Here is a 20,355-nt window from a genome sequence, read left to right as displayed (position 1 = left end):
TTATAGGGTGTCAATAGCCTTTTCAATTCGAAAGATCGTCTCCTGTTTACCCAACATCGAAGCGATCTCAAAGACATCGGGTCCAGATAGCGATCCGACCAAACTCAATCGAAGCGGCATCATCACTTTCCCAAATCCGATTTCCTTTGCACCGATCCAACTTTTCACAATTTCTTGTAGATTGGCAGTCGTAAAATCATCGATAGACTCTAAAAGACCTAAAAGTTCTTGCATCAAATGAGGGGTATCCTCTTTCCAGGCCTTTTTAGCAGCTTTGGCGTCATATTCCCGGGGAGCCACAAAGAAAAATTGGCCAAAGTCCCAAAGGTCGCTTACAAAGGTGGCTCTTTCCTTTATCATCGAAACAACCGATGTAACATCAAGTATCGTTGAGATATTCTTGGTGGTTAAGAGTTGAGAGAATAAGATGGCAATCTCTTTATCACTTTTCTGCTGAAGATATTGTTGGTTGTACCACTTGGTCTTGTCCGGATCAAATCTTGCACCTGCTTTATGTACTCTCGACAGATCAAAGGCGCTTACCAATTCGTTCAAACTGAATAGTTCTTGGTCGGTACCGGGATGCCATCCTAGGAATGCCAAGAAGTTAACAACAGCCTCTGGGAAATAGCCATCTTCCCGATAACCACGTGAAACATCACTAGTATGAGGATCTTTCCACGCCAGTGGAAATACCGGGAACCCTAGCTTGTCACCATCGCGTTTGCTCAACTTTCCTTTGCCAGTTGGCTTTAGAATCAATGGCAAATGTGCAAATTCTGGAGCGTTCCATCCAAAGGCACGATACAGCAATACATGCAATGCCAAAGAGGGCAGCCATTCCTCACCTCTGATCACATGTGTGATCTCCATCAAATGGTCGTCGACGATATTGGCCAAATGGTAAGTAGGCATGCCATCACTTTTAAAGAGAACCTTGTCGTCTAGGATATTGGTATCGATGGTAATTTCACCACGAATGATATCTTGTAATTTTAAAGTTTCGTTCTCTGGAGATTTGAAGCGAATGACATGATCGTCGCCGGCATCTAATTTTGCCTGAACCTCTTCGTTGGAAAGTGATAAAGAATTTTTCAACTTCAAGCGATTGTGCCAGTTATAGATAAAGGTCTTTCCTTTTTGTTCGTGTTCGCTACGATGATCGTTCAATTCTTCGGCAGTATCAAAGGCATAGTAGGCATGGCCATTTGAAATGAGTTGGTCGGCGTATTTTTTATACAAATTTTTTCGCTCACTTTGGCGATAGGGACCAAAATCACCATCTTTACCAGGTCCTTCGTCAAACGGAATTCCACACCAGTTCAAGGCATCGATAATATATTTCTCTGCACCATCGACAAATCTGTTTTGGTCGGTATCCTCTATTCTTAGAACAAATGTCCCTTGATGCTTTTTAGCAAATAGATAATTGAAGAGCGCAGTGCGCACACCTCCAATATGAAGGGGCCCTGTGGGGCTTGGCGCAAATCTTACACGGACGGTCTTTGACATTTTTCTCCTTTTATATGAGAGTGCAAAGATAGGAGTTATGTAAAGAAAAAAGAGGCTAAGCAGCCTCTTTCATTTCTTGCGGAACACGTTTGTTCATTACCCCAAACCATAAGGGAGGTATCAGCGACATCACCATGGATGTCGGATAACCGAAAGGCATTTGTGGGCTAATATCGTGATAATCCAAGATTTGATACTTTTTAGCGGCGCGATAATGATGATCGCTATGCCGGGTCAATTCGTATAGGACAACTCGGCCAATGACGTGATTGCTGTTCCAGGAGTGAATTTCTCTTACCCGCTCGTAACGGCCAGAGTTCATTTTTTTTCTAACCAAGCCATAATGTTCGATATAGTTGATGGTTTCTAACAATAGAAAACCGACGATACCAATGGCCAATGCAAAAAGGAGTCCTTTAAGATCAAAGAATTGATAAATGACAAAAAGATAGCTTAGTTGGAAAATGCTGTACCAAAGCATATCGTTCTTTATCGAAAAGAAAGATCGTTGATCGCGTTTAAGAAGTTGCTTTTGAATTTTCCAAGCGCTAAGATATTGTCTAAAGACCGAAGTGATCCAAAATGAATAGACCGTTTGATTATATTTTGCAGTAGCAGGGTCTTCTTTTGTGGCGGCCATTTGGTGATGACCAAAGTTATGTTCGATATAAAAATGCATATAGTGAGATGGAAGCAATAAAAGCTTACCTAGAAAACGCTCGAAGGCTTTTTTTCTATGCCCCAGTTCGTGGGCCACATTAATGGCATATCCGAGCACGATGCCAACGGAGAACACCATACCAACAATCTCATAAATGACCAAAGGAGAGGTAGTAAGGATGAACAAAGAGTAGATGATAATGCCAAACACCAATGGAACGTTCAAGTACAAGAGCCAGTCGAACAAAGGGTTGGAGAGTTTCTCTGTGCGTTCTTCTTCTGATAGGTTATCGGTATCCAAAGGGAGCAGTAATTCTAAAATTGGGATGATGCCAAACGCATAGATCGGTGTGGCAAAGCTCCAATATCCTTGGAGTGTTATTCCTAATAATCCAACAACAGGAATGGTATAGGCGCTGAGATATTTTAAGTCGTTCATAGATGTTTTGTTTTAACACAAGCTTATCAAAGTTAATGAAAGCGCGCTAAAAATAAAATTGTAAGTTTATAAGTTAATAGAAGGATAGTGTTGTGAATAGTTTTGAACATGTAGAGAATAAACTTGAAAGGTTTATAAAGAAGTACTATGCCAACCAACTGATAAGGGGAGCAATTTTATTTTTTGCGATAGGGTTGCTGTATTTCATAATCACGTTGTTCATAGAGTATTTTCTATGGCTAGAACCACTAGCACGTACGGTACTTTTCTGGTGTTTTGTATTGATAGAGCTGACGTTATTCGTTAGGTTCGTCGCTATTCCACTGGCGCATTTGTTCAAGCTCAAAAAGGGAATTGATAAAAAAATGGCCTCATCGATGATTGGTGCACACTTCCCCGAGGTCAATGACAAATTGCTCAATGTATTACAACTGTCCGACAGTAGGAAGCAGTCCGAGCTTTTGGTTGCAAGTATCGATCAGAAGTCTGCTGAGCTCACGCCCATACCGTTCAACATAGCTATTAACTTTAAGAAAAATCTTACCTATCTTAAATACGCTTTCTTGCCGTTGTTGATTATACTATTGGTCTATTTTTCTGGAAATATTAACTGGTTTACGGATAGCTATGAGCGGATTGTAAATCATACGACTGCGTACGAACCACCGGCTCCGTTTCGTTTCTTTGTGGTGAGCGATGAGTTGAGGGCCATTGAGAATACACCATTCTATGTTGAAGTGAAGGTCGTAGGCGAAGCACTACCTCAAAATGCTCAAATCATTGTAGATGGACAGCGACATTTTCTGAAGAATAGCGGATCAGGGAGTTTCTCCTACGTTTTCGAAAGGCCTAAAGAGGATATGGTATTTTCGCTATTTGCGAACGGTGTAAATTCTAAGGACTATACCATCGAGGTCGTAAAGATTCCATCCCTTGTATCGTTTGAGATGTTACTTGACTATCCGAGTTATACTGGAAAAAAGGATGAGGTGTATAATAGTACCGGCAATGCCCTTATACCGGAAGGAACAAGGGTCACCTGGAACTTGATAGGTCAAGAAACCACGGGCATAGATATGTTTATGGGGGATTCGATCTATTCGTTTAAAGCTGAGGAAAATGGGTTTAGTTATAGCCAAAGGATTTTCAATAGCAGTGAGTATGAATTAGCAACAAGTAATAATGAGTTGAAACATTACGAACGCTTAGGATTTAGTTTGGACGTGGTAAAGGATCAATATCCTCAAATCGAGGTAAAGGAGGCAAAGGATTCTATGCTGGTGGAAGAAAAGATGTTCTACGGTCAAGTTAGTGACGACTATGCCGTGGACAAACTAGTACTTGTCTATTATCCGACGATGAATGAGGAAAAGAAGGTGAGCATAGCCCTTGATATTGAAAAGCAGGCGATCGATCAATTTGTTTATGCTTTTCCTAATGGTTTGGAAATTGATGAGGGAATGAGTTATAGCTTATATTTTGAAGTAATTGATAACGATGTTTTCAGAAAGGGAAAAAAAACGAAGTCTCAAACATTCACGTATAGGAAACTCACGACAGAAGAAAAGGAGAATGAGTTGTTAGAGCAACAAAAGGAAACCATTGATTCTTTTGATGATACACTGAAGAAGCTTAAGGACCAGAAAACACAATTAAAGGAGATTTCCAAAACGCAGAAAGAACGCAACAATCTAAACTTTAATGATAGGAAGCAATTGGAGAATTTTTTGAAAAGGCAAGGAGAACAGGAAAGCATGATGAAGAAGTTCACCGAAGAATTGAAGGAAAATTTAGAGCAATTTCAGAAGGAAGAGACAAAGGAAGATGAATACAAAAAGCTGCTTAAAGAAAGATTAGAACGTCAGCAAAAGGAGCTGGAAAAGAATGAGGAGCTGATGAAAGAGCTTGAGAAATTGGCAGATAAGATGAACAAGGACGAGCTCTCTCAGAAATTAGAAGAACTGGCGAAGCAGCAACAGAATAATGAGCGAAGCCTAGAGCAGGTGTTGGAGCTTACAAAGAGATATTATGTAGCGCAAAAGGCGGAGAAGATGCAGCAGGAATTGGCCAAGCTAGCAGAAAAGCAAGATGAGCTTTCCAAAAAGGAGGGAAAGGAAAACACCAAGGAAAAACAAGATGCGCTCAACCAAGAGTTCAAAGACTTGCAAAAGCAGATGGAAGAGTTGAAGAAGGATAATGAAGACTTGAAGCGGCCAATGAAAATAGACATAGATAAAAAGAGCGAGCAAGAAGTAGAGAAAAATCAGCGTGAGGCCAGTGAGGAACTCGAAAAGATAGAGAAGGAAGAAAAGAATGAAAATACAAGCGAACAAGAAAAGCAGGAGTCTTTAGAGCAGCAGCAGAATGCTCAGAAACAGGCAAGGACCAATCAGAAGAGAGCTGCGCAAAAATTGAAAAAGATGAGCCAACAGATGAAACAGGGTTTGCCAAGTGGAGGTGGAGGTGATTCTCCTCAAGAAGATGCAGAGGCACTACGTCAGATATTGGACAATTTGGTGCTTTTTTCCTTTGATCAAGAGGCTTTGTTAGAGCAATTTCGACAAATGGATAATAGCAGCTCGGGTTTTGCGAGTAAGTTGAAAAAGCAATTTGAGCTAAGGGACTTATTCGAACATGTAGATGATAGTTTATTTTCATTATCATTACGTCAACCAAAGATCTCTGAGCAGGTGAATGAGAATATTACCAATGTCTATTTTAACATCGATAAATCGTTGGAACGATTGGCGGAGAATCAGATCTTTCAGGGTGTGGGTAATCAGCAATATGCCTTGACCTCGGCAAATGAGTTGGCTAGTTTTTTGAGTGATGTGTTGGATAATATGGAAGCGAGTATGGGTAGTGGTCAGGGTAGCGGAAGCAAGTCTAGGGGTTTTCAATTGCCAGACATCATACAGAGTCAAGATCAGCTTAACGAGCAAATGAAAAAAGGTATGAAACAAGGTAAAGATGGGAAGCCTCAGTCCTCTGGTCAAGGAAAGGAAGGTAAGAAAGACGGAGGTGAAAAGGAAGGCAAAAACGGTCAAAAGGGCGAAGGTGATAGTAAGGGCGGTCAAGAAGGAAAGAACCGAAATGATGGCCAGGGCAATGCGGAATCTGACTCTGAGATGTTATTCGAAATTTATAAGCAGCAGCAACAATTAAGACAGGCCTTGGAAAAGCAATTAGAAGACAGGGATGGGGAGAAAGTTTTGGGTAAGGATGGCCAGCGTTTAGTAAAGGAAATGGAGCAAATTGAGAATAAACTCTTAGAACAAGGGTTGACGAATCAGGTATTGCAGCAAATGATACAACTGAAACATCAGCTACTTAAGTTGGAAAATGCTGCTTTTGAGCAAGGACAGAAAGAGGAGCGCGAAAGCGAAACCAACACTAAAAGTTTCACACTACCACAAGTTCCACAGTCTCCATCGGAACTACAATATTTCAATCAAATAGAGATATTAAATAGACAAGTATTACCTTTGCGCCAAATTTATAAGCGTAAGGTACAGAGCTATTTTAAGGACAATGATTGAATTCCATTCAGAGGTAGATTTCAATATAGAGGACGAAGAGCGATACAGGGATTGGATGATGCGGGTAGCATCGACCGAAGGATATGAGATAGGAGATATCAATTATATCTTTTGTGATGATGAGTATCTTCACGAGTTAAACCTTAAGTATCTAGAACACGACACTTTTACTGACATTATTAGTTTTGATTATACGGTGGGAGATCTTTTACAAGGGGATATTTTTATTTCAGTTGAGCGGGTAAGGGATAACGCTAGTCGTTATGATGTAGAATTTGATGAGGAACTCAAACGCGTGATGGTCCATGGTATTTTACACTATTGCGGGTATAAAGACAAGTCGGAGAAAGAGGCTGGTATAATGAGGGCGAAAGAGGAGGAAAAACTTTTATTGTTCCACGTGGAACAATAATCATAATAGAATAAATTGTTTCACGTGGAACAATACTAAAAGTTATGTTTGATAAGGAATACGATGTAATAGTTGTTGGTGCTGGACACGCTGGGTCGGAAGCCGCAGCTGCCGCAGCCAATATGGGATGTAGCACACTATTGATCACCATGAATCTTCAGAACATTGCTCAAATGTCGTGCAACCCAGCAATGGGCGGCATTGCCAAAGGGCAGATCGTTAGAGAGATCGATGCACTTGGTGGATATAGCGGTATTGTCACCGACAAGAGTGCGATACAGTTTAAGATGCTCAATAAATCCAAAGGTCCTGCAATGTGGTCACCAAGGGCGCAAAGCGATAGGATGCGATTTGCAGAGCAGTGGCGGATAATGCTGGAGCAGACACCAAATTTGGACTTCTACCAAGAGATGGTTTCTGGACTGCTTGTCGAGAATGGAGAGATTAGAGGCGTACACACATCTTTAGGAATAACCGTCTACGCCAAGAGTGTTGTATTAACGAATGGAACATTTTTAAACGGGCTCATCCATATCGGTGAGAAACAATTCGGTGGTGGTAGAGCTGGAGAAAGAGCAGCAACCGGAATTACAGAAGAGCTCGTTGCGCTGGGTTTTGAATCTGGTCGAATGAAGACAGGGACGCCTCCAAGAGTTGATGGAAGATCGCTCGATTATTCTAAAATGAATGAAGAACCTGGTGATGAACAACCAGAGAAGTTCTCCTATGCCGATGTCACCAATCCTTTGACAGAACAACGTAGCTGTCACATGACCTATACAAGTGAGCGCGTTCACGATTTACTTCGAGAGGGATTTGATCGTTCGCCTATGTTCAATGGTCGAATAAAAAGTATAGGGCCCAGATATTGTCCTTCAATTGAGGACAAGATCAATCGATTCGCCGACAAGGATCGACATCAGATCTTTGTAGAACCTGAAGGATGGGATACCGTAGAGGTTTATGTAAATGGATTCTCCACTTCGTTACCCGAAGATGTGCAATTTAAAGCGCTACGTTCAGTCGCCGGATTTGAAAATGTAAAATTCTTTAGACCTGGGTATGCGATTGAGTATGACTATTTTCCTCCGACGCAATTAATGCATACGCTTGAGACGAAGTTGGTAAAAGGCCTATACTTTGCAGGACAGATCAATGGAACGACTGGCTACGAAGAGGCGGCTTCTCAAGGACTGATGGCGGGAGTGAATGCAGCATTGAAGGTAAAAGGGGAATCCCCTTTTGTGCTTAAACGAAATGAAGCATATATAGGGGTGTTGATCGATGATCTGATCACCAAAGGTACGGAAGAGCCATATAGGATGTTTACATCTCGAGCTGAATACCGAACCCTATTGCGACAAGATAATGCTGATTTTAGACTTACACCTATCGCTCATGAAATTGGTCTGGCGTCAGAAGAGCGTCTAAGAAAGATGGAAAAGAAGAAAAAGGATGCGGATGCTTTTATCAATTTTTTTAGAGAGACCAGCATCAAACCAGAAATAGCCAACCCGATGTTATCGTCCAAGAATTCTTCACTCATGAAGCAATCCGATAAGATGTTTAAGATCTTTTCGAGGCCAGGAATCACCATGCAAGATATGATGAGTTTTGAACCAGTGGCAGATTTTGTATTGAACAAGGAACTGGAGCAAGAAGTGCTACAGCAAACGGAAATTCAAATTAAATATGCGGGCTATATAGAAAAGGAAAAGAATAATGCCGATAAGCTTAATAAGTTAGAAGATATTAGAATTCCTGAAAAATTTGATTATTCAAAGTTGAAGTCGTTGTCATTTGAGGCGAAAGAGAAACTGGAGGAAATTAGACCCACTTCTTTGGCACAAGCATCTAGAATAAGTGGTGTTTCTCCAAGTGACATAAGTGTGATGTTGGTCTACATGGGTAGATAATTGTTCCACGTGAAACAATTATAGCGAAAAGCTAACTATTTTTTGGCCTAGTTTTTGATTAAAAGGAATATCAAACTAAATGACCAAAAGATGATAAGGAAAACCACATTCTACGCACTATTGATTTGTCTGAGCAGCTGCGTAACACTTCGAGTGAACAAACCACCAGAAGTTGAAAATTTCTACATTGCAAACAAAAAAGAGCTCAAAGGACTAAAGCTTGATAAGGATCGCAAAGCTTTCGTCTTTGAAAATCCTGGCACGGAAATAGACTTCAAACAATTTATAGCAAAAAAGCACGGGCTGGAAAATTTTAAGTTTTCTAAAACGTACACGATCACCGAGAATGGGGCAAATCTTAATATCAGCGTGGAAACACCAACCGTTAACGAACAAAGTCACACCTTAGATTTACTCACTCCAATCATTTCGAAGGCCGTCTCAAACGAAAATAGACGTGCTGAGTATAGCGAAGATGAAAAATCGTATAGCTTTATCGCCATTTCCGTTGCAGATGATTATGGAAACGATTGCCTATCCACAGATTCTCTTTTTAGAAACATCGCAGTAGATTATCTTCGTAGTCTAAAAGATGAATATCTCAATACATGGTAGACCATAGCAATGAAGAAATCTTTTTAAGCTGTAAAGACCACACGGTTTCTGGTGAAATTTTTCAATTGTTGAAAAACAAAGAGCTAGACATGCTCGTTACTTCTCCAAAACCAACAGCCGAAAAATTACCATCCTATTACCAGAGTGAAGATTATATTTCACACACAGATGCTAAAAGAAGCATATTTGAAAAAGTATATCACTTGGTTAAAAAATATGCCCTGGCCAAAAAGGTAAGGACCATCACTCGCTATCAAAAACAAAAAGGTCAACTTCTAGACATTGGTGCCGGCACCGGAGATTTTCTGCGCGAGGCTAAGAAAAGAGGATGGGACATCGCGGGAATTGAGCCCGATGAGCAAGCAAGGGCATTGGCAGGTAAAAAAGGAATTGAATTACAAAAGAACACGCAGCATTTAGATGATGAGTGTTTTGACGCAATTACCATGTGGCATGTCTTAGAACATGTGCCGGATCTAGAGAAACAAATTTTGGAGTTGAAAAGGCTCCTGAAAAAAGATGGGACCATTTTCATTGCAGTACCTAATTTTAATTCCTACGATGCAAATCATTATAAGGAGTTCTGGGCAGCATATGATGTTCCTAGACATTTATGGCATTTTTCGAAAAAATCGATCGCTATCTTATTTGAGAAGTATCAAATGCAGATCATACAAATATTACCGATGAAATTTGATGCTTACTACGTAAGCTTATTGTCTGAAAAGTATAAAACAGGTAAAATGAATACAATTAAGGCTTTTCTTACAGGCGTTAAGTCAAATCTTACAGCAACAAGTTCAGGAGAGTACTCCTCGCTGATCTATATCATAGAAAAGAAAGAATTGGGCAATTAGAGCCGATTTAAGCGTGTTTCGTCATCTTGGGCATATCTATTGCCGCTACGAATCAAAAAAGCAGTGTATAAACTTCAATACAAGCGATATGGTATTGATAAAACTTATAATTGATCTATAAACAATCATTTTTTATGATGATTCATATAAATTGAAATTTTTAGTCCACCAGAGCCAATTCGCAGATACTTTGTTACATTTGCGTTCCATTATATAAATTTAAGAGAGAATGAAGAAATTAATTTTTGGCGCAATAGCACTCATGGCATTTGTTTCTTGTGAAAAGCAAAAGATTGCTTTCGTCGATAATTCCGAATTGGTGAATGAATACCAAGAAAAGAAGGACATAGAAGAAAAGTTCAAGGTCCAAATAGAAGCTTTTCAGAAGAAGACAGATAGTCTTTCTAGAGCGTTTCAGGCCGAGGCACAAGAATTTCAGGACAAAGCGGCAAAAATGGCGCGCAAAAAGGCAGAGGAGCGCTATCAAGAATTAGGTCAGAAACAACAGATGCTCTCACAGCAACTTCAATATGAGGAACAACAAATACAAATGGCCAGCCAAAAAGAAATAGATTCTTTGGTAAAGAAAGTAAAGAATTTCGTCAAAGACTACGGAAAGACCAATGGATATACCTATATCTTAGGCGCCAATGAGGCTGGAAGTGTTTTGTACGGTACCGAGGCCAATGATATTACCTCATTGCTATTGGAAGAGCTCAATAAAAAGTACGAGACAGAAAAGCAATAAAAAGCGTTTTATATTATAAGCAAAAGGGGCTCCTCAACGGAGCCCCTTTTTATTGTGTTTATCGCGCTAGCAGGAAAACCGTAAAGATCGCCGGCGCAAAATAGATAGCGATGGTTCTGGCTCCATCATAATCCTTTGCAACCCTTTGGCCAAAGAGCAACATCAACAGCGCTATGCAACTCAGAATAGCTCCGTAAAGCGCTACGCTCTTTTCACCTTCCATAATTAGTTTGAAAATACCGATCAAACAAACTACGCCAGCAACAAGCTCAACGACAAGCACTTTAAAGAGCGCCAAAGGCACATAATTTTGAAAAAAAGTCTTGGAAAAATGACCTTTTAGCCAATCTACATTGCCTTTCCAATCGAAGATCTTATCCAATGCACTTTGCAGAAATGTTATGATCAAAAACAACAAAAGCAAAATTTCGGTAATATTCGATAAAGCTTTTTCCATGGAGTTAATATTAGTTAGTGATATGAAAGAAACGAAATTCCATCGTTAATTCGAAATTTTCTCGATTAGCACATGCTAAATCTGGATTAAAAAGAAGTGAAACACCCACATGTAAAGAGACATAAGAATTTTCAGCAATGAGTTGTTGTAAATTCAACTCGCCTTACTATGAAGCAGTCGAGTAAGTTTAATGGAAAGATCGGTCAAAATGATCTTCGAATTAGCGTTGCGTTCTATATGATAGATGGCATCCTGCAACTCTTCAGTAATTTCCACCACATTATTTTCATGCACAAAGGGCGCAAATTTTTTCAGCTCAAAATTCTCAACCGAAGGCTGCATAAACACCAATGATTCCGCCTTATAATGAAGCAACATGGCTTGTCTGAAAAGCTCTAAACAGAATTTCAAGAACTTTATTTGTGTTTCTCTCCCTGTTTTTGCGATTTCCTCGCCCCAAGCTATAAGGTCGTGAATGGCACCTTTATTTCCCTTCGCCTTGAAGGCACTTCGAACCCAACTCACAAACCATTGCTCAAACACCAGGTCCTCGCTATCTCTGTTGACCAGGTCGACCGCCTTGTTAAAATTACCATTTGATTGATGCGCAAGGCGCTGCGCCTCAATAGGGTTCACGTTGCGAGCGATCAAAGCCTCTTTGATGACAGCTTCTGGCAAACGAGCAAAATGTAAAACCTGACAACGAGACCTTATCGTGCTTATAAGCTGCTCCTCATCGATAGCAATAAGGATAAAGACGGTATCTTTTGGAGGTTCTTCAAGAAGCTTTAGCAGCTTGTTGGATGCAGCGCTATTGAGGCGCTCGGCCATCCAAATGATCATCACTTTGTGACCCCCTTCAAAAGATTTTAATGAGAGCTTTTTTACGATATCAGTAGCTTCATCTACTCCGATGTTGCCTTGCTTTTTTTCTATTCCCAAAAGCCTTAGCCAATCGAACAAGTTTCCATAAGGCTGCTCCTTTAAGAATTGCCGCCATTCACCCATGAAATGGTTGGAAACAGGATGTTTTTTTATACGATCGTTCGTATTTACCGGAAATGCGAAATGAAGATCGGGATGCGCGAGCTGATCAAACTTTAAGTGACAGTCCGTGCTACTACTATTCTTGTTACAAATCAGATACCGTGCATAGGCTATGGCCGCTACCAATGTGCCAGAACCCTCGGGACCAACAAAGAGCTGTGCATGCGGTATTCTGCCTTTATCAGCACTTTGAATGAGATGCTTTTTTAAATGTTCTTGTCCTAAAACCTCTTCGAATCGCATGTCACAAAGATAACAAAGTATCCACGCAGAAGTCACTTTTTAAGAAAGCCTTGGTCAGCACCTGCGATCATGGGAAAAAGCTATGAACATATATCGTTTTCGGAAGCATTGGACGTCTTATTTTTCCGATGATTTCAATTCTAAAGAGCCGCAGAAAATGTAAATTTGTGCTCCAATGACTAATCGAAACATAAAACTAAATGAAGACGATCAACGATTTTAACTTCGACGGAAAAAGAGCATTAGTACGTGTAGATTTTAATGTTCCACTCAACGAGGAATTTCAGGTGACCGATGCTACCAGGATCCATGCGGCTAAACCGACCATCATAAAAATATTAGAGGACGGTGGAAGCTGTATCCTAATGAGCCACATGGGAAGGCCTAAAGGACAGGTAAATGATAGCATGTCGCTTAGGCATATCATAGATGAGGTAGAAGATATCCTTGGTGTAGAAGTGAAGTTCGTTTCCGATTGTATCGGAGCTGAAGCTGAGAAAGAAGCAGCCGATCTAAGTCCTGGAGAAGTCCTGCTATTGGAAAACTTGCGTTTTCATTCGGAGGAAACAAGCGGGGACGTCTCCTTTGCTGAAAAGCTCTCTAAACTTGGAGATATCTATGTGAATGATGCTTTTGGTACGGCACATCGCGCGCATGCGTCTACGACTATCGTCGCACAATTTTTTGCTGATAGAAAATGTTTCGGCAGTTTATTGGCCAAAGAGATCGAAAGCATCAAAAAAGTAATGGAATCTGGTGAAAAACCTGTTCTAGCCATCTTGGGAGGGGCCAAAGTTTCCTCGAAGATCACCATTATTGAAAATATTTTGGATAAGGTAGACCATTTGATCATTGGTGGTGGAATGACCTATACGTTTGTAAAAGCTAAAGGAGGAAATATAGGTGATTCTATATGTGAGGACGACAAACAAGAATTGGCATTAGAAATTCTAAAGAAAGCAGCGGCAAAAAGCGTACAGGTACATCTTCCTGTGGATGTAAAGGTGGCAAATGCCTTTGCTAATGATGCCAAGACCAAAGTTGTAGCCGTAGACCAGATTCCAGAAGGCTGGCAAGGACTGGATGCAGGTCCACAATCCTTAGAAAATTTCAAAAAGGTGGTACTGGATTCGAAAACGATCTTATGGAATGGCCCATTGGGTGTCTTTGAGTTTGAGAATTTTGCTAAAGGAACTATAGCTCTCGGAAATCACATCGCCGAGGCCACAGAGAATGGTGCATTCTCCCTCGTTGGTGGCGGCGATAGCGTGGCGGCGGTAAAGCAATTCGGATTCGAAGATAAGGTGAGCTATGTTTCTACTGGTGGCGGAGCGATGCTAGAGAGCCTTGAGGGTAAGACCCTACCAGGTATTGCGGCAATCTTAGCTTAGTACCTTTCGAAAGGTCAGACCTGTTAAGTTTCTAAAAACCCGACAGCAGATATCATAGCGCACGTGGAAAAGAAGGTATCAACTCTCTAGAATCACCTTTTTTAACGCTTCATTAATTTGGATTTTAGCTAAAAAACACGATTTTAGCTTCAAACCCGTTTAAGTGTTATGTTGTTCCCAATAAAAAAGGGCCTTCTGGCCACTATTGCTTTATGTTGTTGTACCCTGTCTTATAGTCAAATAAAAGACTCGATCTTCGATCGAACCGATGAGAATGCTATTCTAGATGATACTTTTGTGAAAGACAGCAAGGTCTATGACACAATATTCGCAAAGGAGACAGGCAAGCGTTTTTTCCAATTCCCACAAAGAAACACGGAAGGAAATTTTAAGGACAACAAAGAGTTAGCCCATATAGATAGCTTATGGATCAAAGAACTCTACAACGCCTCACTCTTCGATTCGATTTATAGTGAAGTTTCAAATCTGGATTATGATACCATCATATATCCCGAACTTGATACCGAGACACTTAAAAAGCGACTCAAGTCATTGAATGCTCGCACACCCTTCAATGTCGAGTACAATCCTTCCTTAGAGAGCGTCATCAAAAGATTCTTAAAGAATCGGAGAAAATCGTTGACCCGACTAATGGAAGTGAGCCAGTTTTATTTTCCGATGTTCGAAGAGGCGCTGGACAAATATGATATCCCTTTAGAAATGAAGTATTTGGCCATTGTCGAATCTGCATTGAATCCGCGCGCACGAAGTAGAGTTGGTGCCACAGGGCTTTGGCAATTCATGTATGGGACAGGGAGACAATATAACCTAGAGGTCAGCAGTTACGTAGACGAGCGCAGCGACCCCTTAAAGGCCACCGAAGCTGCATGTCAATACCTTTCAAGGCTATACAAGATCTTTGGCGATTGGGACCTTGCCTTGGCCGCCTACAATTCTGGTCCAGGAAATGTCACCAAAGCGATAAGAAGGTCAGGCGGTTACGAGAATTATTGGAATTTGCGACCATTTCTTCCACGTGAAACAGCTGGTTATGTACCTTCATTTTTAGCCACCATGTATATTTTTGAATTTGCCACGGAGCATAACTTTGAGCCTAAACAATTTGACAGACCATTCTTTGTTTCGGACACGATAAGGGTAAAACAATTAATCACCTTCGACCAGATAGCAGAAAAGACGAACATGGAGGTGGAAGAACTTCAGTTTTATAACCCATCTTATAAGCTGGATATTATCCCCTATGTAGAAGGAAGGGATTATGCCCTGAGATTGCCCGTGGACAAGCTAGGGGTATTCGTCGCCAATGAAGACTCGATCTATTCTTTGGCAAAAGAAGAACTGGCCAAAAAAGAAAAGCCATTACCACAATTCTTCAAAATGGATAGCAAAATTCGCTATCGCGTGCGAAGCGGTGATTATCTAGGAAAGATTGCCAACAAATATGGCGTTCGAGTTTCACAGATCAAAAAATGGAATGGATTACGAAGTAACAATCTTAGTGTAGGGCAGCGGTTGACGATCTATCCAAAACGAATTCCTGCGATTGCATCCAAAACGAAAACCTCGATAAGCGCTACCAAGAAGAAAAAGACAGTCGTTGCAGGAAAGACCTATACAGTAAAAGCAGGTGATTCGCTGTGGAGTATTTCTCAAAAATTTCCTGGGATTTCAGTCGAAAATCTTAAAGATTGGAACGATATTAGTAGCAATAACCTAAAACCAGGTATGAAACTTGTTGTAGGCAAGTAGATACCTTCAAAAAAAAATGAAAATATGAGATCGATCTTCGTTATTCTTTTTACAGGCCTATTGGCCATTTCGTGTAATGATGGCAAAAAAGAAGCGGGAGCTTATTTGCCAAAGTCGTATGGAATGATCAATCATGTACTGGTGGTCACGGACAATGACAAATGGAATGGACAAGTTGGGGATGCTATCCGCGAGATCTTCGCGGCTGAATTTATAGGGGTATTGAATCCAGAGCCTATATACACCCTTCGACATTTGGAGCCAAAGGCATTTAGCGGGACGGTGACAAAACATCGAAATATCCTCATAGTCGAAAATGGGGAGAGCAACTTTGATATTAAGGATAATGTGTATGCCAAACATCAAAAACTCATCAAGGTTTCAGGTGGCACGGACGAAGAGATCATAGAGAATCTAAAGGAAAACGCCGAAAAGGGCATTACCAACTTGAAGGCAAATGAGATGAAAGAGAAGCAACAGATGATCTTGCTTTCTCCCAATCAACAAAAGGACCTGGAAGAGAAGTTTGGAATCACCCTTCAAATGCCATCGGTCTATAAAACAGTGAGAAACGAGGATAAATTTCTATGGATAGAGCGGCCAACATCCAACGGAACGATGAATCTTCTGGTCTATGAGCTACCAGCAGGATTTATAGCTAAAGACTCAACGATGGTAACAGAATTTGTAAAATTGCGAGATTCTATTGGAAAGAACTTCGTTCCAGGTCGTTTAAAGGATAGTTATATGATCACCGAAGCGGCTTTTGCTCCCTTTATCAACGACGACATCATCGACAATAAGCCAGCTACGGAAATTCGAGGCAGATGGGAGCTAGAAGGCAACTTCATGGCAGGACCCTTTGTCAACTATATCATCGAAGATAAAGAAAATGAGCGTCAAATTGTAGTTGAAGGGTTTGTCTTCGCTCCGCAAAAGGACAAGCGCGATCAGCTCTTTGAGCTAGAAGCGATCATCAGGTCATTAAACGTGAAATAGTTTTAGAAGAGATCATCAATATCCATAAAAGAGATGCCTAGGCTTGAAACCCTAGGCAATTTTATGAAGATAAAGCCCGACATCTCCAAAAATTCTTCTAGTTCGCATGTATATAATTAGATGAATTTGTTTACAGATTGATCGCAACTCTTCCCTAAATTTATATCCTTCAAATTACCAGAATATGCAAACGCTTAGCTATATCAAAGACCGACTTCCAATTGCAGAGCGAAGTATAAAAAATACACTTAAGCTTTTAGAGGAAGATGCCACGATTCCATTTATTTCCAGATATAGAAAGGAAATGACCGGAGGCTTGGATGAAGTACAAATAGGCGAAATTATAAAGCTCAAAACCTTTTTCGAAGACCTTCAGAAAAGGAAGCAAACCATTTTGAAGGCTATTGAAGAGCAGGGAGCACTCACTTCAGAGCTACAGCAGAAAATCGAAAAAGCGGATACGCTAACAATGCTCGAGGACCTTTATCTTCCATACAAAAAAAAGCGTAAGACCAAAGCCAGTGTCGCCAGGGAAAATGGACTCGAACCACTGTCCAAGATCATCATGAAACAGCAACATAGCGATGTGGGTCTCGCCGCCTCCAATTTTCTCAATGAGCGCATTCCAAATGAAGATCAGGCCTTAGAAGGTGCGCGCCATATCATTGCCGAATGGATCAACGAGGATACATTGGTACGTAAAAACCTTCGGCGTTTGTTTCAGCGAAAGGCAACCATCTCGTCAAAGGCGATAAAGGACAAAGAAAACACTGAGGAAGCGCAGAAATACAGACAGTATTTAGACTGGAGTGAATCCCTGAATCGATGCCCATCGCATAGGTTGTTGGCCATGTTGCGAGCGGAGAATGAAGGAATTGTTCGAATAAAGGTCGAGGTAGCCAAGGAAGAGGCCCTAGATATTATCGACGACATCATTATAAAGACAGATAACGAGTCGTGCACCGACCAAATATTTATAGCCATAGAAGACGCGTACAAACGTCTCTTGGCTCCCGCACTTTCCAACGAAGTATTATCAGAAGCCAAGCAGAAGGCTGACGACCGGGCAATTTCGGTATTTGCAGACAATTTGGAGCAATTGTTGCTCGCCCCACCTTTGGGACAAAAGAGGATCTTAGCGATCGATCCAGGGTTTAAATCGGGTTGCAAGGTGGTTTGTCTAGACCAGCAAGGGGCCCTACTGCACAACGAGAATATCTATCCTCATCCACCGCAAAGAGAAACGACACAGGCCATTAAAAAGATCCGTTCTTTGGCAAATGCATATAAGATCGAGGCCATCGCCATTGGTAATGGTACCGCTTCCCGTGAAACGGAAGCATTCATTAAGAAGATTGCCTTTGATCACCCTATTCAGGTTTTTGTTGTCAACGAAGCAGGAGCCTCGGTATATTCGGCTTCGAAGATAGCGCGAGCAGAATTTCCCAATTATGATGTAACAGTAAGAGGAGCCGTATCGATTGGACGCCGATTGGCAGATCCACTGGCCGAATTGGTGAAGATCGATGCTAAATCGATCGGTGTTGGGCAATACCAGCACGATGTCGATCAAACAAAGTTGAAAACTGAATTGGACACGGTAGTGATGAGCTGCGTTAACCGAATCGGAGTAAATGTAAATACGGCAAGTGCTCCTTTATTGAGTTATGTCTCCGGAATAGGAGAAAAGCTCGCCGAGAATATCGTTGCTTTTAGGAATGAAAACGGCGCATTGAAAAGTAGAAATGACCTCAAAAACGTTCCTAGATTAGGCGGAAAGGCCTTCGAACAGGCCGCAGCCTTCCTGAGAATTATTAACCCTACACATCCATTGGACAATTCTGCCGTGCACCCAGAGAGTTATAAGGTGGTAGAAAAAATGGCAAAAGACGCCAAGGTTGGACTTGGCGACCTTATTGGAAACAAGGAATTGATAGCGAAGATTCAACTTCAGAGCTATGTGAGTGAAAGAATAGGCCTTCCAACTTTGAAGGACATCATAAAAGAACTGGAGAAACCTGGCGTTGACCCGAGAAAGTCGGCCAAGATCTTCGAATTTGATCCCCACGTGAAAAAGATCGAGGACCTCAAAACAGGAATGAGGCTTCCGGGAATCGTTAACAATATTACCAACTTTGGCTGTTTCGTGGATATAGGGATCAAAGAAAGTGGATTGGTCCATATCTCAAAACTGGCCGATGAATTTATCAGTGATGTCAACAGTGTGGTAAAATTACATCAACACGTAATGGTCACAGTTATGGAGGTGGATCTGGCCCGAAAACGAATACAGCTTTCAATGATCGATTAAAACAAAAAACCCAGCTCAGAGGCTGGGTTTTCAATAGGATAAAAAAGTATCTATCATCTATTCTTTATCTTCAACTTTTGTAGGAGTGTCATCTTCTTTAGTCGCATCTTTGAACTCTTTGATGCCACTTCCAAGGCCTCGCATTAGTTCTGGAATCTTTCTACCTCCAAAAAGCAACAAAATGACAACTACGACCAAAACTATTTGCCACGGGCCTACGAGCCCTAAAAATATACCTAATGAAATCATGATTTTTTCTAATTAGTGCTACAAAGGTAACAAGTTTTGAGCAAACCAAACGTTATTAAGGTTAATTTTAGTATGTTGCCAACAAAGGCTTGCAGGTAATTTAAAGCTCGCAGATCGCAAAGACGAAACCATTCATACACTTCCTGAAATGGTTTCTGTCTCAATGGAGTAAAAACGATTTTTGGAAATGTGGGCTTAAATACCGGATATGATTTTAATAGGGACAAGGCTTTATTGGCTTATAGCCTGTTATACTAGCGTTAAGGTTGTTGGTATTAACATATTTCTTTAACTATATTTGCGCACAACCTGTACCATGGTAAAAGAAGAAACAAAACGCAAGAAGTTAAGAAGGAAACTCCTTCATAAGTATCGCTTGGTGATCCTTAATGAGGATACCTTTGAAGAAAGGGTTTCCTTTAAACTCACGCGTCTTAACGTATTTGTTTTTGGAAGCCTCTTCGCACTATTTCTAATTGCGGGCACTACTGTTTTGATTGCCTTTACTCCGCTACGAGAATATATTCCGGGTTATTCGTCAACAGCCTTAAAGCGGAAAGCGGCCGAACTGAAATATAAGACCGACTCACTCGAAGTGCAAATAGCACAAAACACCATACGATACGATGGTTTGGTAAAAGTGTTGATGGGTGACGTAAGTAGTGCAGACATTGCCGAAGATTCTATACAACAGGGCATCACCATAGACCCTTCAAGCTATGATTTTACACCAAATCGACAAGATTCGCTACTTAGAGAAGCCGTAGCACAAGAGGATAAGTATAATCTGTTCGAATCTGCCATTTCCAAAGCGAATTTTGTATTATTTCCGCCAGTCACAGGAACTATTACCCAAGGGTATAACCCAAATGAAAAGCACTATGCCGTAGATGTCGCCACCGCGGCAAATGCTCCGGTAAAGGCCGTAGCTGACGGCACCGTCATATTCTCCGAATGGACTACCGAAACGGGCTATGTGATCATCATCGAGCATAGCTACAGGATGATTTCGGTATATAAACATAATTCATCACTGATAAAACAACAGGGAGAATTGGTTAAAAGTGGTGAAGTGATCGCGGTGGTAGGTAATACAGGTGAATTTTCTACGGGCCCGCACCTTCACTTCGAGCTTTGGAGCGATGGTTATCATGTAGACCCGACCAATTTTATCGATTTTGAATAATATC

16 protein-coding genes are annotated in these 20,355 nt (G+C 41.0%); 11 read left to right on the top strand and 5 right to left on the bottom strand.

Annotation, left to right across the window (positions count from 1 at the left end; all coding sequences use genetic code 11):
* Together gltX and ACFQ1M_RS13245 are read right to left on the bottom strand one after the other, a co-directional pair.
* Positions 1-1,512: a glutamate--tRNA ligase gene (gene gltX, locus ACFQ1M_RS13250; protein ID WP_386408981.1), complete on the bottom strand. Its 1,512-nt coding sequence runs from the start codon at positions 1,510-1,512 to the stop codon at positions 1-3.
* A 55-nt stretch (positions 1,513-1,567) separates the two neighbouring features.
* Positions 1,568-2,611 (bottom strand): alkane 1-monooxygenase, encoded by a 1,044-nt coding sequence (locus ACFQ1M_RS13245; RefSeq protein ID WP_386408979.1) that lies wholly within the window; start codon positions 2,609-2,611, stop codon positions 1,568-1,570.
* Positions 2,612-2,703: 92 nt separating this feature from the next.
* On the opposite strand from ACFQ1M_RS13245, the gene ACFQ1M_RS13240 reads away from it, so the two are divergent.
* From ACFQ1M_RS13240 to ACFQ1M_RS13215, 6 genes are all read left to right on the top strand, one after another.
* Complete coding sequence (locus ACFQ1M_RS13240) at positions 2,704-6,150, top strand: hypothetical protein (protein ID WP_386408977.1); 3,447 nt, start codon at positions 2,704-2,706, stop codon at positions 6,148-6,150.
* Entirely contained in the window at positions 6,143-6,562 is a 420-nt protein-coding gene (ybeY, locus tag ACFQ1M_RS13235) for an rRNA maturation RNase YbeY (protein ID WP_386408975.1), read from the top strand. Before ACFQ1M_RS13240 ends, ybeY begins: the two co-directional genes overlap by 8 nt.
* A 44-nt stretch (positions 6,563-6,606) precedes the next feature.
* On the top strand, positions 6,607-8,478 hold the full coding sequence (mnmG, locus tag ACFQ1M_RS13230; RefSeq protein ID WP_386408973.1) for a tRNA uridine-5-carboxymethylaminomethyl(34) synthesis enzyme MnmG: 1,872 nt from the start codon (positions 6,607-6,609) through the stop codon (positions 8,476-8,478).
* 90 nt (positions 8,479-8,568) lie between these two features.
* A complete protein-coding gene (locus tag ACFQ1M_RS13225; RefSeq protein ID WP_386408971.1) occupies positions 8,569-9,093 on the top strand; it encodes a hypothetical protein in 525 nt (174 codons plus the stop codon).
* On the top strand, positions 9,087-9,950 hold the full coding sequence (locus ACFQ1M_RS13220) for a class I SAM-dependent methyltransferase (protein WP_386408969.1): 864 nt from the start codon (positions 9,087-9,089) through the stop codon (positions 9,948-9,950). The genes ACFQ1M_RS13225 and ACFQ1M_RS13220 overlap by 7 nt, the downstream gene beginning before the upstream one ends.
* A gap of 229 nt (positions 9,951-10,179) precedes the next feature.
* Positions 10,180-10,698: an OmpH family outer membrane protein gene (locus tag ACFQ1M_RS13215; protein WP_386408967.1), complete on the top strand. Its 519-nt coding sequence runs from the start codon at positions 10,180-10,182 to the stop codon at positions 10,696-10,698.
* A 58-nt stretch (positions 10,699-10,756) separates the two neighbouring features.
* On the opposite strand, the gene ACFQ1M_RS13210 is transcribed toward ACFQ1M_RS13215, so the two are convergent.
* On the bottom strand, positions 10,757-11,155 hold the full coding sequence (locus ACFQ1M_RS13210) for a DoxX family protein (protein ID WP_386408965.1): 399 nt from the start codon (positions 11,153-11,155) through the stop codon (positions 10,757-10,759).
* Positions 11,156-11,308: 153 nt separating this feature from the next.
* Positions 11,309-12,445 (bottom strand): DNA polymerase III subunit, encoded by a 1,137-nt coding sequence (locus ACFQ1M_RS13205; protein ID WP_386408963.1) that lies wholly within the window; start codon positions 12,443-12,445, stop codon positions 11,309-11,311.
* Positions 12,446-12,645: 200 nt separating this feature from the next.
* Between ACFQ1M_RS13205 and ACFQ1M_RS13200 the strand changes: the two genes are divergently transcribed.
* The 4 genes from ACFQ1M_RS13200 (at position 12,646) to ACFQ1M_RS13185 (ending at position 18,916) form a co-directional block, all read left to right on the top strand.
* A complete protein-coding gene (locus ACFQ1M_RS13200; protein ID WP_386408961.1) occupies positions 12,646-13,836 on the top strand; it encodes a phosphoglycerate kinase in 1,191 nt (396 codons plus the stop codon).
* 168 nt (positions 13,837-14,004) lie between these two features.
* Entirely contained in the window at positions 14,005-15,606 is a 1,602-nt protein-coding gene (locus tag ACFQ1M_RS13195; protein WP_386408959.1) for a lytic transglycosylase domain-containing protein, read from the top strand.
* Positions 15,607-15,630: 24 nt separating this feature from the next.
* Entirely contained in the window at positions 15,631-16,605 is a 975-nt protein-coding gene (locus tag ACFQ1M_RS13190; RefSeq protein WP_386408957.1) for a DUF4837 family protein, read from the top strand.
* 184 nt (positions 16,606-16,789) lie between these two features.
* Complete coding sequence (locus tag ACFQ1M_RS13185) at positions 16,790-18,916, top strand: Tex family protein (RefSeq protein WP_386408955.1); 2,127 nt, start codon at positions 16,790-16,792, stop codon at positions 18,914-18,916.
* Positions 18,917-18,973: 57 nt separating this feature from the next.
* On the opposite strand, the gene tatA is transcribed toward ACFQ1M_RS13185, so the two are convergent.
* Complete coding sequence (tatA, locus tag ACFQ1M_RS13180; protein ID WP_386408953.1) at positions 18,974-19,165, bottom strand: twin-arginine translocase TatA/TatE family subunit; 192 nt, start codon at positions 19,163-19,165, stop codon at positions 18,974-18,976.
* Positions 19,166-19,481: 316 nt separating this feature from the next.
* Here tatA and ACFQ1M_RS13175 point away from each other — a divergent pair, with 316 nt between their 5' ends.
* Positions 19,482-20,351: a M23 family metallopeptidase gene (locus ACFQ1M_RS13175; protein ID WP_386408951.1), complete on the top strand. Its 870-nt coding sequence runs from the start codon at positions 19,482-19,484 to the stop codon at positions 20,349-20,351.
* Positions 20,352-20,355 lie beyond the last annotated feature (4 nt).

This window comes from Sungkyunkwania multivorans, from assembly GCF_042675645.1.
Lineage (GTDB): Bacteria > Bacteroidota > Bacteroidia > Flavobacteriales > Flavobacteriaceae > Sungkyunkwania > Sungkyunkwania multivorans.
The sequence above is the reverse complement of the archived record's forward strand: the minus strand, read 5'-3'. Positions and strand labels throughout refer to the sequence as shown.